This window comes from Thermostichus sp. MS-CIW-36 (genome assembly GCF_054059035.1).
On the sequence record NZ_JBSSBR010000003.1, the window covers coordinates 15,139 to 31,236 of the forward strand.

Sequence of the window (16,098 nt, forward strand, 5' to 3'; positions counted from 1 at the left end):
TAGGCTTGAGCCACCTCAACAGGGATCTTTCGGCAGAAGCCAAAGGACTCCGTCCTGCCTCTGGCGGGGTTGTTGCTATGGACAAGGGATCGCAATGCTGTTGCAATGGGAACGGCCAGGAACTGCCCCACAGAAGGGCTCCATCCCTTGATTGAGTTGCCGGCCCACAGGTTAGGATGGGATCCGACGCGCAAACAGCTTGCTGCTCTCTATGGAACTTGCCGATCTAAGACGCACCCTAGAATCGCTCACCTTGCGCCTGAGCAACGCTCAGGACTATCTTTGACCTGCCCCACTTGGAGCAACAGATTGCCATCCTAGAGCAAGAAGCCTCGCAGCCGCAGTTTTGGAATGATGTAGAGGCAGCCCGCCGCCACCTGCAAAAGCTCAACAGCCTCAAGGCCTCCTGGGATCAGGTGCACCGCTGGAAGGATCGCCTGGAAGATGCCGTCAGCGCCCTTGAGCTGCTCCAAGAAGAGCCCGATCCAGAACTCCTAGCCGAGACAGCGGGATCCCTGGCAGTGGTGGAGCGGGAGTTGGGCCAGTGGGAGCTACAGCAACTGCTCTCCGGCCCCTACGACAAAAACGGTGCCATCCTCACCATCACCGCCGGCGCAGGGGGAACCGACGCCCAGGACTGGGCGGAAATGCTCCTGAAAATGTACACCCGCTGGGCCGAAAACCAGGGCTACAAGGTCAGCCTCTCGGAATACTCCGAAGGTGCCGAAGCCGGCATCAAGTCCGCCACCCTGCTGATCGAAGGCCCCTACGCCTATGGTTATCTCTCTGCCGAGAAGGGTAACCACCGCATGGAGCGCATCAGCCCCTTCAACGCCAACGGCAAACGGCAAACCAGCTTCGCCGGCGTAGAGGTGATGCCGATCCTGGAAGAGGAAAGCGAGTATGAGCTGAAGATGGAAGATCTGGAGTTCGAGACCTCCCGCTCAGGTGGGGCAGGTGGCCAAAACGTGAACAAAGTGGAAACAGCGGTGCGGGTGATCCACAAGCCCACCGGCATTGCTGTGCGCTGCACCGAGGAGCGCTCCCAACTGCAAAACAAAGAGCGAGCCATCCAGATCTTGAAGGCCAAGCTGATCGAGATGGAAGAAGAAAAACGCAGACAAAAGCTGGCCGAGATCCGCGGCGAGATGGTGACTCAGGGCTTTGGGGGGCGTATTCGCACCTACACCTTCGATCCTTACAAGTTGATCAAGGATCACCGCACCAACGCCGAAACCTACAATGTCGAGGCCTTTATGAACGGTGAGCCGAGCGAGCTGATGCACTTTATTCAAGCCTACTTGCGGCAGGAAAATGCCAAGCAAGCCGCTGCCGTTTAGAGTCGGCTCCAGCGCTCCCACACTGCCTGCATCAGAGCAAGCCGCTCCTCCGGTGAGGCCATTTGGAGCTGAACGGGATCCCCTTCTGGAAAGACCCCCCCTACCCCCCACCCCACAGCTCTGGGGCAAGCCGTCTTCTCCTGCAGGGATCCCGCCCAAGCCAACCCGTGCCAGGCGCCGATGGGAGTCTCCAGCGCCGAAGAAAAGACCAGATCCAGGCCGGGATGGCGGCTGAGATACTCTCGCAGCGCAATGCAGGAGCCCACCAAAGATGGCTTCACCACCAGGATCCCTTTCCATCCTGACCGATGGATCGCTTGCAACTGTTCCAAACAGGCCACCGATTCATCCAAAGCAACGGGGGTTTGGTACTGGCGGCTGAGCTCCACCAAATGGGCGTGCTGATCCGGCGGCAGAGGCTGCTCCAAAAACTCAATCTTGCCCGGCGAGTCCTGGTTGAGCCGATCACAAACCATCAGCCACCGGTGGGCCTCCGCAAGCGTTAACCCCCCATTGGCATCCAAACGCAGATGGGATCCTGGTGGCAACCGCTCCAGCCATTGCTCCAGCTTCTCCAACTCCTGCTGCATGGGATCCCTCCCCACCTTGAGCTTGTACACCGACCGCGTGAGTGGGACGGAGTCCTTGTAGGAGTCCTTGTAAGATTCCGGCGGCAGGGTCTCCCCCAAAAGTTCACAGAAAGAGAGTAGAGAGAGATCCTTGTTCAACCAATCGGGATCCCGACAGGCCAGCCAAGCGCCTTCCAACCCAAACCGGCAGGCCGGCAGTGCTTCTGGGATCCCCAAAATATACGCCTCCGACAAAAGAGGGGGCAGCTGCCGACAAAACGCCAGAGCCTGCTCTAAGGTCTCGCTGCCAAACCAAGGGATGGGAGCAATTTCCCCATATCCCTGACAGCCTGTCTCCCGATCTGTAAGTCGGATCAGGATCCCTTCGCGCACGGACCACAGTCCGTGGTGGGTACGCAGGGGCCGCCGAAAGGGACGCCAGTAGGGGCAAAACGCAAAGGAAAACCGCTCTTCCAGCCGCCCAAGCGGCACGGATCCCTCTTTCTGGGTATCCCCTGCAGATGATCTGCTGTGCCTACCAGCCACAAAAAGCTCAAGCAAGATAAAGAAAGGAAAAACGCCAGTTTTCTCAGAGGGCTGCTATTCAGAAACGATCCCCATTGTTTTCTTGGACATCTCGAGATTGACCCACAATCGTGACCTCAATCCAGAGTTATGGTTACTTCAGGCCAGGGTGAGACACATGGGCTCCTAAAAAAGCTTTCCGGCACTGCGCATTCAACATTTTCAACATTTTTTATTTAGGTGTTTTATTGAGGTGTGGGCGCAATGTCCCCGTTTGAATCGAAATGGCCATGTTTGCCAGATCTTAGTTTTCCTCATGGTTTGCTCAGCTTAAAACACCAGCTCAACCTCTGCCAAGGCGGCTTCCGGCCCCACCAGAGCAATGGCCGGGGGGGTCAGGTAGGTCTTTGCGGCTTGGTGGAGCTGCTCTGGGGTGAGCTGCCTGACCCCCTGCAAATACTGCCGGTCAAACTCCATGCCCAAGCCCAAAATCTCGTACCAGCCCGCCAGTTGAGCCACCTGGGCATTGGTTTGTTTGCTGAGGGCATACTGGCCCAGAAGTTTGCGCTGCGCCATTTCCACCTCTGCCAGGTCGAGCGGATTGGCCTGCAGACGGTGGATTTCTGCTTGTAGGCGCTCCAGGGCCACCTGGGTGTTCTCTGCTGCAGTGCCCATGTAAACCCCAAAAGGGGCGGGATCCCGGCGGGTGGCAAAAAAAGCCGAGACCTCATAGGCCAGGCCACAGCGCTCCCGCAGTTCCACGAACAGACGGCTGGATAGACCGCTGCCCAAGTAGGTGGCCAACAGTTTCAGGGCCGGATAATCCGCAGAAGCAGCAGGGGATCCGCGAAACCCGATCAAGATCGTCGTCTGCTGAGTGGGCTGGGGCAACCTCAGCAGTTGGGGATCCCTCAGAGGGGGCAGGGGAACATCCCGATCCTCTGGAGAGGGGCCGGGAACAACCCAGTCCCCCAAAGCCGCTTCCACCTGGGCAGCCATTTGCTCCGGCGGCTCTGGGCCGATCACCACCATCACCATTCCATTGGGACGACAGTAGGCCGCGTGATAGGCCACCAAATCCTCGCGGGTCAGGGATCCCACCGTCTCCAGCCGTCCCAACCCCGGCAGGGCGTAGGGATGATCCCCATAGAGGGCCTGTCGCACCTGATCGAAAGCCAAGCTGAAAGGCCGTTCCTGCTGGGCGCGAATGGCTTGCAGCATCAACCCCTGCTCTCGCGCCACCTCCTCTTCAGGAAAACTGGGATCCCGCAGCGTCTCCGCAAGCAAATCCAGCAACTCCGGGAAATCGGCAGCCACACAGCGCAGGCTCACCTCGAAATAGTCGGCAGAACTGTCCACCGATAGCGAGGCTCCCAGCGATTCCACCGCAGCAGCAATGGCCTGGGAGTTGCGCCGATGCGTGCCTTTGGTGAGGACAGCCGCCATCAAGTGGCTCACCCCCGCCTGTTGCGGCCGCTCTGCCCGGCTACCACCGCGGAAAAAACAGTGGGCAGCCAAGATCTCCACCGTTGGGTTCTGGCCCAGCAACAGCGTGATGCCATTGGCCAAAAGGACGCGCTGTAAACGGCCACGTTGGGTGGCAAGCAGAGCAGAGTTCATGCAGGCAAGGGATCCCGTCCAAAATCCGAAAATCAAGAGTCCGGAGCGCCAAGGCGGCGCTTAACGGCAAGCCAGTTGCAGCTCCGAAGCCGCCGCTGTATCCAGGGCAGTCGGCTTGAGAACGGTGACCACATAGGCCTCCAAAGACAAGTACTGCTGGGCCAACTCCCGGATCTGAGCCGGAGTAAAGGATTGCACCAGCTCCAGGTACTCTTGAATGCGCTGCACCCCGCCCAACGTCTCGTAGTAGCCATAGATGCCCGCCAATTGGCTGGGGGACTCGGCGGAGAACAGAAACTCATGGATGAGCATACGCCGGGTGCGATCCAACTCTGCTTGGCCGATGCCATCCTGCTGCAGCTTTTCAATCTCGTGCAGGATCGTCGCCTCCACCCGCGCCACATCCTTCGGCTCCAGCTGAGCGCCGATACAAAACAGTCCCCCCTCCTTCAGCACCAGCGAAGAACAGCCAATGGCCCTCACCCAGCCCCGCTGTTCCCGCAGCAGATGCACCAGCCGCGAAGTACGGCCATCTCCCAGCACAGAAGCCAACATCTCCAGGCCACAGGCTTGTTGCCAATCGTCAATGCCAACGGTAGGCCAGGCCAATTTCAGACGGGCTTGCTCCAAGCGGGCATGGTCGCTCTCCCGGCGCAGGATCCCTTGGGGACGAGGCTGGGGCGGGATGGGGGGGCTGGCCGGTGCTGGCCCGGCGGCAGGGCCGCCAAACTGCTCCTCCACCAAGGCCAACGCCCGCTCGGGATCGATGCCACCCGTCACCACCACCGTCATGGATTCAGGCCGATACCAAGCGCGGTGGTAAGCGCGCATCACCTCAGGGGTCAGTTGCATCAAGCTTTCCGGTGTGCCCAACACCGGTCGTCCATAGGGATGCTCCCCATAGGCGGTCTGCATCAAAAGCTGATAGGCCGTGTAATCAGGGTTGTCGGCGGCGCGGCGAATTTCCTCCAGAACCACCTGCCGCTCCCGCTCAAACTCTGGATCCGGGATCCCGGCCCGCAAAACCACCTCTGCCAAGTAGGGCAAGGTATCCGCTAGGTCAGCAGCAGCCACCGTAATGTAGTAATGGGTGTAGTCTTGGCCGGTGGCAGCATTGGTAACTCCGCCCCGTCCTTCCACGGCCCAATCCAGCTCACCAGGGGCCAGCCGCTCGCTGCCCTTAAACACCATGTGTTCCAAAAAATGGGATAGGCCCAGCCACTCCGGCGGCTCATGGCGTCCACCTGTCCGTACCCAGACGTCAACGGTTACAGAATCGGCAATGGGGATGGGATGAACGATAACGCCTAGCCCGTTGCTCAGTCGGTGGGTGTAGGCGGGCAAGAGACGAGGAAAGCGGTTCAAAATTCTTAATTGATGGAGAACAGTCTTAATTGTAGATGGAGAGGGTCTCCCGGAAATAGTATCTGAGACTACTTTTCTTGGTCTTCTCTCCCCGGCTTGCGGAGGCAAAACGCTCCGCCCCTTTTGGGGAACCTTTTGTGGAAGAGGAAGAACCTAGGCGCCTTGGGCCGCCCCCTGTCCACCCATCTCCCCAACTAAGGCTCTTGATGGAAATCCGGGGATCCCTGCCAAGCCAGACTGGGGGATCCCTCTCCGGCCAGATTGTCCTCCACCTGAAATCCAGGGGGCCATTCTTCGCTATCGCGCACCCGCTGCACCACCTCTTGGGGCAGCACGACCCCCAACTGCCGGGCAGCCATGGCCACCACATCCCCCCGGTCGATCAAGCCAGCAATGGCGCCGGTGGGCGTGAAAACCAAAATGCGGCGGGGTTCTGCCTGGCGCATCATCTGAATTACCTGGGGAATGGGGGTCTCTTCTCGTACCCCCTGCAGTTGCTCCATCGGCTTGAGAATAGCCTTGAGGGTGAGGCGATCCCACTGGCTGCGCTCGATGTCGTTGAGCAATTCTGGCCTGACCAGCCCACGGTAGCGGCCATCTTCCTCAGCAAAATAAACCTCCGCCGGTTGAGTTGGGGCTTCCGGCCTGAGAGAAGAAGGCACCAGATAGCGATCCACAAACTCCCGCAGGCTCATGTTCGCGTCCAAAACCCGAAACTGGCGGGTCATCACATCTGCAGCTTTCAGGCGGGCCAGCACCTGCTGCAGTTGCGCGTACTGGCTGTAGCGGCGGGCGGTGTTCAAAATAAACAGGCCGATCAACCCCACCCAGAGGCCGTTGAGGCTCCCCCAAAATACCACCAGCAGACCTAGCCCCACCAAACCCCAGCCCACCCCCTGGCCGGCTCGGGCCGCCCACAGCATACCCTTTTGCCGATCCCCTGTCCAACCCCAGATGGCCGCCTTGAGCATTTGCCCCCCATCCAGAGGCAGGCCCGGCAGCAGGTTAAACAGGGCAATCGTCAGGTTGATGGCAGCCAAGCTGGTGAGGGTTGAGGCCAGCATCGACTCCGGCACAGCCCAAGCCCGGGCCACGCTGAAGAAAACAAACAGACCCAAGCTGAGGAGAGGGCCTGCCACCGCCACGCAAAAAGCCCCAAGGGGGCGGGGAACTTCCCGCTCAATCGCTGCCATACCCCCAAAAATAAACAGGGTGATGGAGTTAACCCGTACCCCATAGGCGCGGGCCACCAAGCTGTGGGCCAACTCATGGGCCAGCAGAGAAAGAAACAACCCCATCGCCGTCAACACCCCGTAGGAGAGCACCAGCAGGAGGGCCGCCGGGAACCAGGTGTAGTCGATGAAAAAGGGGATCCCCCACAAGCTACCGATGCGCAGGCGACTGGTCATGACGATACAACTCCTTACACAGCTCTCACTGGGGAGAAGGCCCAGGAAGGTGCCGTTGAAGACGACAAGCAGCCCCTTAACTTGGGATCCCTCTCCTCCACTGTAGCCCTTCTGCCGGGCCTTCCGTTCCCTTGCGGCTCCCCCGGCAGACAGCGGGCCTGCCCTATCCCTAGAGGCTCTTAAAGATCTTCTCAGAGCACAACACTACCTACAACACCAGATCCCCGAAGATTGTGATAACGTGGTTGGGCATTGGGTCGGCGGGGTTGCCAACCGTCGCTCAAGAGTCGGAACTACCGAGCTTTAGCAGGGGAGCTTTGCAGGAGGGGTGTGGCTATGGTGTGGACTTCGTCCCACTCAGGCGAACAGAGCAAAGAAGTACAGGGACTTGATCCCGCCCAGACGATGGGAGCCGCGCCTCCAGGCGAGTTTCCGGCCACAGCCCCGGCGGCCAGCCCGGTGTTCTACCGCACCTACAGCCGTCGCCGCCCAGATGGCAGCCGCGAGACTTGGAGCGAGGTTTGCGATCGCACCTTGGCCGATATTGCCCGGTTGGGGCGCTTCACCCCTCAGGAGCGGCAGTTGGTAGAACGTCTGCAGCGGCAGTTGAAGGCGTTGATCTCCGGTCGAGCCTTGTGGGTGATGGGCACCGACTGGATCCAGAAGCCGGAAAACTTCTCCGGCGCCTACAACTGCACCAGCACCACCGTGGTGGACTGGCAGGCTTTTGGCCTGATGATGGATTTGGCCATGATGGGCTGCGGCACAGGAGCGGTGCTGGAACCCCAGTTCATCCGCCAGTTGCCCCCCATTGTCAACCGCCTGCGGGTTCACGTGAAGGGATCCATCGGCGCCACCCCTCCCGAAGAGCGGCAGGAGCACACCCGCATCCAACGGCAGGGATCCCAGGTGCACATCCAGGTGGGGGACAGCCGCCGCGGCTGGGTGGAGTCCTACCAAGCGCTGCTGGAGCTGGCGTCGGATCCCAGCTTTGGGGGCCAGGTGGAAGTGACAGTGGACTTGAGCGATGTCCGCCCGGCTGGGGAGCGGCTGAAAGGGTTTGGGGGCGTAGCCAACCCCATTAAGCTGCCCGGCTTGTACGAGCGCTGTGCCGCCATCCTCAACAGGGCGGTAGGTCGGCAACTGAACTCGGTGGAGTGCTGTTTGCTCATCGACGAGGCGGCGGTGGTGGTGGTGGCGGGAAACATTCGTCGTAGCGCTGGCATTCGTCAGTTTGCTGCCGACGACCAGCTGGGATCCACCGCCAAAGACAACTTGTGGCAGCAGGACGAAAACGGCAACTGGAGAATTGACCCCGAGCGAGATGCCCTGCGCATGGCCAACCACACGCGGGTGTTTCACCGCAAACCAACGCGGGAAGAATGTGTTGAGGCCGTGCGGAAGCAGTTTTACTCAGGCGAGGGGGCCATCCAGTGGGCCGGGGAAGCCGTAGCACGGGCCAATTGCGACCTTATCCCACCCGACCTAAAACCCGACTTTCTCAAAGCCTATGAGGCAGGAACGGCCCGAGAATGGCTAAAGGGACGGGATCCCTCCCTAGGGGAAGAGGAACTTCAGGATCGCCTGTGGCGCTATGGGCTGAATCCCTGCGTGACAGCCGATACCTGGGTGCACACGGGCGATGGGCCGCGCCAGGTGAGAGACCTGATTGGGAAGCAGCACAGCACCTATGTCAATGGAGAACTATTCAGTACCACACCGGAGGGGTTCTTCTACTCCGGTACCAAGCCTGTGCTGAAGCTTTTGACCAAGGAAGGGTTCTCTCTGCGGCTGACAGGCAACCATCGGGTTCTCAAAGTCACCGCTCAAACCCAAAAGGCACAATACACCGAGTGGGTACCGGCAGAAAGCCTACAACCGGGCGACCGCATCCTGCTGCACAACCATCGCGATCTCACCCCGTGGGATGGGGCGGGTACCTGGGAAGAAGGCTGGCTTTTGGGGAATTTGCTGGGTGACGGTAGCCTTACGGCAACCCCGTGGAACGACACGGCTTTATTACGCTATTGGCAAGATACCCAAGCCGAAATGAGCCAGTATGCGATTCAGCTTTTGCAAACGGCAGTGGGTTACGAGCCCCGCCAGCCAGAGGCATATCACTATGCGCAGCTTGGGTTGCGGGTTATCGGCTCCAGGGGGTTGGCAAAACTGGCGGCCCAGTTCGGCATGAGGCCCGGACAAAAGCAGATGACAGAGGCGCTCGAAGCCACCAGCTTCCAGTTTCATCGAGGCTTCTTGTGCGGGCTCTTTGATGCGGATGGCAGCGTGCAAGGTAATCAGGAGAAAGGGGTTAGCGTGCGGCTCTCTCAAAGCCATCTGGGTACTCTCAAAGCGGTTCAGCGCATGCTGGCGCGGCTGGGCATCATTGCAGTTTTGTATGAGAATCGCCGTCCTGCTGGATATCGCCTGCTGCCGAACAGTGCTCGCCAACCTGCACCATACGCTTGCAAAGCCCAGCACGAATTGGTTATTGCCAACGACAACTTGCATCTGTTCCAGGAATGGGTCGGCTTTCGGGAACCGCACAAAGCCCAAAAGCTAGAGGCACTGCTGAATGGCTACAAGCGCCAGCTCAACCGAGAGCGGTTTGCTGTGACGGTTGCTGCCCTTGAGGCAGACGGGGTAGAGCCGGTGTATGACTGTACTGTCCCCGGCCCAGCGTGCTTTGATGCCAATGGGTTTGTTGTCCACAACTGTGGCGAGATTATTGGCCACACATTCCATTGCAACTTGGCCGAGATCCACCTCAACCGTTTGGATCCCCAGAACTGGCAGGAGCAGGAAGACGCCTTCACGGCGGGAGCCCTCACGGTGGCAGCCCTACTCCACCACCGCTTTGTGGAACCCCGCTTTCAGCGTTCGCGGGAATGGGATCCCATCGTCGGCGTCTCGTTCACAGGCCTGTTCGACTTTTGCGTCAAAGCCTTTGGGGTTGAATGGCTGCGCTGGTGGCAGGAAGGGAGACCCGATACCCCCATCGGGAAGGAATTCAAGCAGCAGGAGCGGGAATACCTCAGCCGCTGGAAGGAGATCGTCCACCGCGTGGTCTGGGACTACTGCGACCGCCACAGCCTGCGCCGCCCCAACCGCTGCACCACGGTTCAGCCCGCCGGCACCAAGTCGCTGCTCACCAACGCCTCTCCCGGCTGGCACCCGCCCAAAGCCCAACGCTACATCCGCCGCATCACCTTTGCCAAAAATGACCCGGTGGCGCTGGCCTGTCTGGACTATGGCTACTCGGTGGTACCTGCTCAGGCGGACAAAGATGAAAACGGGAACTTGCTCAACGACCCCTTTGATCCCCGCTGTACCGAATGGCTGGTGGAACTGCCTGTGGAAGTAGAATGGGCCAACCTGCCCGGTGCTGGCCAGATCGAGATCGAGCAATTCTCGGCCCTGGCCCAGTTTGACTTCTATATGCAGGTTCAGAAGTACTACACCACCCACAACACCTCCGCCACCATCGAGCTGCGGGAGGACGAGGTGGAAGCTCTGGGATCCCGTATCTACGAAGCCATCCGCGACGACGAGGGCTACATCAGCGCAGCGCTGCTGGCCCGCTTCGATGCCCCCTTCCCCCGCCTGCCTTTTGAGAAAATCGACAAGCCCACCTACGAACGACTGGTGGCCGAGGTCAAAAAGAGACGGCGGACAGATAACTTCTTCGCGGCCCTGGCCCGCTACGACCGCAACTTTACCTTGGCAGCAGAGGGACCGGCAGGGTGTGACGCTCTGGGGTGTCTGTTGCCAGATTCGGCGCCTCAGAGCTAGTTCCCCAAAAGGGTTCCCCCTGCTGCCGACCAACCCCATCGGATGCAAAGGCGCGACCGAGCTCCCTCCTGTGATACCTTTGTAGGGACTCCTCACAACCCCAGGGATCCCTTCTGCCCTTGGAATCGGCCCCATGCAAGACGAAAAAGACACGCTTCGCCAACAGCTTCTCACCCTGCAAAGCGAGGCCCTCGCCCAAGTGGAACAAGCTGACGGTCTGGAGGCTCTGGAGCAGATCCGCATCGACTACCTGGGCAAGAAAGGTAAGCTCTCCAAAATCTTGGGGGGAATGGGGAAGCTGCCCCCAGAAGAACGGCCTGCCATTGGCGCTTTGGCCAACACCTTTAAAGAGGCCCTCCAATCCAGTCTGGAGCAGCGCAAACAGGCCCTTGGTGAAGCTCAACTGCTGGCCCGCCTAGAAGCAGAGCGCCTGGATGTCACTATGCCCGGGCCCCGTCGGCCTCTGGGGCGGATCCATCCGCTGCAGGCCACCATCGACCGCATGCTCGATATCTTTGTGGGAATGGGCTACACCGTGGTGCATGGGCCTGAGCTCGAGACGGAGTACTACAACTTCGAGGCCCTCAACACCCCTGCCGACCATCCGGCGCGGGATATGCAGGATACCCTCTACCTGGCCAATGGCTACCTGATGCGTACCCAAACCTCCTCGGTGCAGGTGCGCTACATGGAGCAACACCAGCCGCCGCTGCGCATTGTGCATGCCGGTCGGGTGATGCGCCGCGATACCGTGGATGCCACCCACTCCGCTGTGTTTCACCAGATGGAAATTTTGGCGGTGGGCGAGAACCTCACCTTTTCCGACCTGAAGGGCACCCTCAACACGTTCATCACCCGCCTATTGGGCAAGCGAGAAACCCGCTTTCGGCCCAGCTATTTTCCCTTTACCGAGCCTTCTGCTGAGATGGACGTGCGCTTTGGCTCGAAATGGCTGGAAATCTTCGGCTGCGGCATGGTGGATCCCAATGTATTTCAAGCGGTGGGCTACGACCCGGAGCGCTACACCGGATTTGCGGCAGGGATCGGCATTGAGCGGATGGCCATGCTCCTCCACGGCATTCAGGATATCCGCCTGTTTTATACCAGCGACCTGCGCTTTCTGTCTCAGTTTTAGGTGGCTATCTTATCTGAGGAACAAAACCCTCGTCCTGAGCCCTGCAAGACCTTCAGAAAACCCTCTTTCAGGAAAAGGTTTGCTTGTAGATCAACTGCAATTGTTCTAGCTCATCTTGGCGGGCAGCACGGCGCAGCAGGCGCATTTGCTCCTCGATGAGCTGGCGAGCCTCATTACGGCTAATCGGATCGAAGACCAACTCCTCCATGGCAGCAGGATCCCCGCTGTTATCCGGCGGCCTGAAGTAAACCCGAAAAAAGAGCCTTTGGGCGTAGAGAGTGGTGAAGAGAGCCTGATTTTCGTCGACCTGACACAGGCTGTAGAGCAGACCAAATGTGGGGTGATTCAGATACAACTCATTCATGCCCAATAGCGTATCACTCTTGGGGGAGAGGAGAGACTTTTCTTCCCGGTCGGTGCCAGAGAAAGTTCTGGAAATGATGTGGCTATGGCTCTTGAGACCAAGGGCTTAAATCACAAGTTCCGCCCAGCTCGATTTTGGCCGTTGCAACTGGATTCAACATTAGCAAATTAACAAAGTTTTTAGACATGGGTCAGGCCGTTATCGCCGCTGCTGTTCCCGCACCTTCCTCTTCGTGTCATTCAATTCGTTTTCCACCTCTAGCTGACGAAATTGCTCTTCCAATTCATCCCAAGCCTCGAAAGGTTTTCCCCAAGGGCTGAAATTCCGGTCCGGGTTGTCGATGCCTTTGGCTTGTGCGGCTTTTACCTCCTGCAGCTTAGCCTTCACTTCTTGGCGGCGCTGGCGAATCTGCGGCAGCAGGGCTTCCATTTGTTGGATTTTCTCCTTTTGGGCTTTCATTTGACCCCATAGCTGGCTGCCCCTCTCCAACAGCTCAGCCTCCCGGCGTCGCGCTCCTTCGACCAGATCGGGACGATTGGCCCGCTGCGCCTTCTCAATGCGAAAGTGCCAGGTTTTAATCTCCTCGGCTAAGTTGAGAATGCTTTTTTGGAGAGCTTCCTCTTGGGCGCGGCTTTCCTGCAACAGCCGCAGGGTATCGGATTCCTGCTGGCGCAACTGCTCATCGAGGGCTTGCAGCTCGATCTCAGGGTGGGCCCTGAGAAATTCTTCCAGGCGGGTTTCCAAAAACCGGATGATATCTTCGATCAGTTTCATCGATGGATCCTCTTCCCAAGCCCTCAGTTGCGTTTAGAGTAGCCTAAGCCGGGCCGTCCTAGATAGGGTCGTTTGAGACATTCCCTTTGACCTTCACCCAAAGGGAGAGGGAAGCCAGGGATCCATCCAGCAGGCAAGTTCACTGCAACTGGGAACCGCCCAACTGCCCCCAGGCGGATCCCTCTCAATCCAGCAAACGGCCATCCCCAACCCGGATAATGCGCTGGGCGGCCTGGGCTACTTCAAGGTCATGGGTGACCACGACCAGGGTGATGCCCTGCCGGTGGAGCTCCGCAAAAAGGTTCAGCACTTCCTGGCCGGTATGGCTATCCAGAGCCCCAGTCGGCTCATCAGCCAGCAACAGTTGGGGTCGGTTGACAATGGCACGAGCAATCGCCACCCGCTGCTGCTGGCCGCCGGAGAGTTGGGCCGGACGCTGCTGCAGTTTGCTCCCCAAGCCCACTTGTTCTAGGGCTTGCTTGGCCCGCCGGCGTTGCTCCGGCTCCGGGATCCCAGCATAGGCCAAGGGCAGCATGACGTTCTCCAGCGCTGTCAGGACGGGCAGGAGATGGAACTGCTGGAAGACAAAGCCGATTTTTTGGTTGCGAATGTGGGCCAAATCGCGATCGGTCAGGGTGGAAACTTCCACCCCATCCAGCCAGTAGCGCCCTGAGCTGGGCCGATCCAAGCAGCCGATGAGGTTCATCAGGGTGGATTTGCCGGATCCAGAGGGCCCCATAATGGCGCAATACTCTCCCGGCTGGATCGCCAAGTCGATATCGTAGAGGGCCTGAAAACTGCCCTCCGGCAGTGGATAGACTTTGTTCACCCCAACCATCTGCACTACGGGCGGGCTGGCCGCAGCCAAGGCCTCGGCTGGGCGCTCCAGGGATCCGACCGGCCCACGGCGATGATTTGCCCAGGAATCTTGCTCAAGCATGGTTGGCACCGCGACTTGCCCCATTCTAGCCTTTGGGCTTCCCTGGCTTGACGGCTAACCGGAAGAGCGGATCTCCTGCGGCTGATGGTAGGGGCAGCTCCCCTGGGGATCCACCCTGAGGCGGTAGAGGGGAGAGCGTTCCTGATCGCAGCGAAAGGCTTGGGCTTGGGAAGTCAAGATCTGGCGGGCAAAGCGACAATTTTGGCACTTTTTGCCACCGTGATGACTGGATACAGAAGGCTGTTTTGGACGCGGCACGATCCCTGCTGGAGAAGGGGCAGCCTCTGCCGGGCGGATCAGCTCCCGTGGAGAAAGGCCGCGCAGCACCAGTTCGGATCCCTGCCAGCGGGCTTCCACCAGGCCGGTATCGGCCCAGGCCAGCCAACGGGGATCCTGGGTAATCTGGGGCGGCAGACGCACCTGTACCCCCGCCAAAGTCCGCGGCGACCCCTGCTCCTGCCAAACTTCTTCCACCTCCCCCTCGTAGCGCACAGCGGGATCCCTGATCTCGGCGGGGGAACCGGCCTTCAGCTCCGCGAGCCTAACTGGGGTTTGTAGGTGCCCATCGGGCAACTCCAGCCAATGCCCAGGCTGAGGGCAGTGGACATGGTAGCGATTGCACAGCTCCGGCAGATCCGCCAGATCCTGAGCCTGCTTGGGGTCGGCGTGAACCAAGACCAAATGCTGGGGGCGAAAGGTGTGGATGATCTGGGTGAGATGCCCGACATCGTTGTGGCTGTGCCAGGTTATCCATTCAACGGCAATGCGGGAGCGCAGCGGCGCCGGCCAACGCTCAAACGGGGTAGCCAGTTCCACCTCTGGCAGCCGCACCAGCAGACAGGAGCGCTGCGGTTGGGCCAGCAATCTCGACCAGATGGGATCCCAAGCCTCAGGCCCGGCATCGGCGTCGCACAGCAGCAAGCCTTGGGGCAGAGGATCCGCTTCGGTAAGGGGCTGAACCCGCGGCTGCAGGCGGTCTTCCCAGAACAAGGGCTGGTAGGTGGCGAAATTGCGCACCGGCTCCGGCAGGTAGGTGAGCAAGCGCTCGTAGAGATTGCAGCCTGCCGCCAGCCCCGGCGCCACCCATATCTTGAGCTCTTGGGGGGCTTGGGTAAAGCGGTGGTGGGCTTTGAGGAGAAAGATCAGCTCCTGCCCCAACCCCAACACTGGCAGGGGAAACAGCACCGTTTGCCCCGCTTCCAAGGCGCTGAGCAACCGCTCCACCAGGCGATTTTCCAGGTGACGACGGGGTGGATGGCGGGTGGATCCCAGCGAAGCCTCGATGAGCAACACGTCCGGCTGCCAGTGGCGCAAAGCAATGAGATCCAAGCCGGGGGCAAAGCGAGTTGAGGCCAGGGAACAGTCGCCCGTGTACACGCAGGCTTGGGCCGGAGTGGTTTGGGTATTTTGCAGCAGGGTTGCCGCCGCTCCCGGCAGATGCCCAGCCGCAAAGAAAGTGAGCATCAGATGGGGCAAAATCTCTCGCGCCCGGCCCAAAGGCAGCGCCCGAAAGGGGGGAAAGCGAATGTCCCGGTCGTAGCCTGGCCAAACGCCACACTCCCACAGACCAGCGGCCAAATGAGCAGTCACCGGCGTGGCGTAGAGAGGTACCTGAGGGTAACGACGATGAAAAGCAGGCAGCCCCTGCACATGGTCAAAGTGAGCATGGCTGCAGATTACCGCATCCGGGATCCCTGGCAGAGCCTTAAAGAGAGCAGGAGCGGGCAACCCACAATCGAGAAGCAAGCGGTGGCATCCGATCTCCACCCAATAGGCACAGCCCTGTTGACGGGGATCCGTACCCAGGGGTAGCAGTCGCAGGGGCGGTCTCTCTGACTCCACAGTTGCGTCGTTTTTACCTACAAGCCTACAAGACCACTTAAAGCCTGAAAAAACGGTTGGGAACTCAGACAGGGACTCCCCCCAGCGCTTACTAACGCACTCTCTTTTCTAGCAAATCAACTCGGCGTCGTTTTATGTTCTGGGTCTCTACAGTCCTAATGAGTCCCGATTCTAGGTCAAGCTAAGATACCAATCTAGATTCCAGCATAGCTTTTGCCATCCAACCCTTTCCACATAGCAGAGAGATAGAATCCCAACAGCCAGGTTCCGGAGAGGGTTGCCAGCTCAGGAGCAGATCGTCAGTTTGGACGCGGGCTGTCTTGGCTCTGCACCCCTAAGAATCTCCGCTCGTGCCAGCGGTGCGAAGCCCTTACAGTCGCTTCAGTCTGGGGTGAGACACCCGGACTACTGAGAAAAACCTTC

The 16,098-nt window shown here is 59.5% G+C and carries 11 protein-coding genes; 3 read left to right on the forward strand and 8 right to left on the reverse strand.

The genetic code is table 11. The features are described from left to right. The first annotated feature begins 211 nt into the window (after window positions 1-211). A protein-coding gene (gene prfB / locus ACVWVQ_RS02405; RefSeq protein ID WP_457506693.1) for a peptide chain release factor 2 occupies window positions 212-1,340 on the forward strand; the annotation gives its coding sequence in 2 pieces (ribosomal slippage) (window positions 212-283 and window positions 285-1,340; 1,128 coding nt in all). Here the strand turns inward: prfB and ACVWVQ_RS02410 are convergent. The 4 genes from ACVWVQ_RS02410 to ACVWVQ_RS02425 form a co-directional block, all read right to left on the reverse strand. Next, window positions 1,337-2,401 carry an o-succinylbenzoate synthase gene (locus ACVWVQ_RS02410; RefSeq protein ID WP_457506696.1) on the reverse strand — a complete coding sequence of 355 codons (1,065 nt, stop codon included), beginning with the start codon at window positions 2,399-2,401 and terminating at the stop codon, window positions 1,337-1,339. The two genes, prfB and ACVWVQ_RS02410, sit on opposite strands and share 4 nt — an antisense overlap. 363 nt (window positions 2,402-2,764) lie before the next feature. Then, complete coding sequence (locus tag ACVWVQ_RS02415) at window positions 2,765-4,054, reverse strand: M16 family metallopeptidase (RefSeq protein WP_457506698.1); 1,290 nt, start codon at window positions 4,052-4,054, stop codon at window positions 2,765-2,767. A 60-nt stretch (window positions 4,055-4,114) separates the two neighbouring features. After that, window positions 4,115-5,419, reverse strand: coding sequence for a M16 family metallopeptidase (locus tag ACVWVQ_RS02420; RefSeq protein ID WP_457506699.1), 1,305 nt, complete (start codon window positions 5,417-5,419; stop codon window positions 4,115-4,117). Window positions 5,420-5,613: 194 nt separating this feature from the next. Further along, on the reverse strand, window positions 5,614-6,828 hold the full coding sequence (locus ACVWVQ_RS02425) for a site-2 protease family protein (RefSeq protein ID WP_457466389.1): 1,215 nt from the start codon (window positions 6,826-6,828) through the stop codon (window positions 5,614-5,616). 405 nt (window positions 6,829-7,233) lie between these two features. Here ACVWVQ_RS02425 and nrdJ point away from each other — a divergent pair, with 405 nt between their 5' ends. Together nrdJ and pheS are read left to right on the forward strand one after the other, a co-directional pair. Beyond that, window positions 7,234-10,620 carry a ribonucleoside-triphosphate reductase, adenosylcobalamin-dependent gene (gene nrdJ / locus ACVWVQ_RS02430; RefSeq protein ID WP_457506701.1) on the forward strand — a complete coding sequence of 1,129 codons (3,387 nt, stop codon included), beginning with the start codon at window positions 7,234-7,236 and terminating at the stop codon, window positions 10,618-10,620. A gap of 133 nt (window positions 10,621-10,753) precedes the next feature. After that, window positions 10,754-11,755: a phenylalanine--tRNA ligase subunit alpha gene (gene pheS, locus ACVWVQ_RS02435; protein WP_011432376.1), complete on the forward strand. Its 1,002-nt coding sequence runs from the start codon at window positions 10,754-10,756 to the stop codon at window positions 11,753-11,755. Between the two features lie 67 nt (window positions 11,756-11,822). Here pheS and ACVWVQ_RS02440 read toward each other — a convergent pair whose 3' ends face one another. The 4 genes from ACVWVQ_RS02440 to ACVWVQ_RS02455 all read right to left on the reverse strand — a co-directional run bounded on the left by ACVWVQ_RS02440 (window position 11,823) and on the right by ACVWVQ_RS02455 (window position 15,675). Continuing rightward, window positions 11,823-12,119: a PipX family protein gene (locus ACVWVQ_RS02440; RefSeq protein ID WP_011432377.1), complete on the reverse strand. Its 297-nt coding sequence runs from the start codon at window positions 12,117-12,119 to the stop codon at window positions 11,823-11,825. Between the two features lie 198 nt (window positions 12,120-12,317). Continuing rightward, window positions 12,318-12,893 (reverse strand): TIGR04376 family protein, encoded by a 576-nt coding sequence (locus tag ACVWVQ_RS02445; RefSeq protein WP_457506703.1) that lies wholly within the window; start codon window positions 12,891-12,893, stop codon window positions 12,318-12,320. A 184-nt stretch (window positions 12,894-13,077) separates the two neighbouring features. Further along, the gene (locus tag ACVWVQ_RS02450; RefSeq protein ID WP_011432379.1) at window positions 13,078-13,833 is read right to left on the reverse strand and encodes an ABC transporter ATP-binding protein; all 756 of its coding nucleotides are present in this window, start codon (window positions 13,831-13,833) and stop codon (window positions 13,078-13,080) included. 54 nt (window positions 13,834-13,887) lie between these two features. Then, window positions 13,888-15,675, reverse strand: a complete 1,788-nt coding sequence (locus tag ACVWVQ_RS02455) for an MBL fold metallo-hydrolase (RefSeq protein ID WP_457506705.1) — start codon at window positions 15,673-15,675, stop codon at window positions 13,888-13,890. Window positions 15,676-16,098 lie beyond the last annotated feature (423 nt).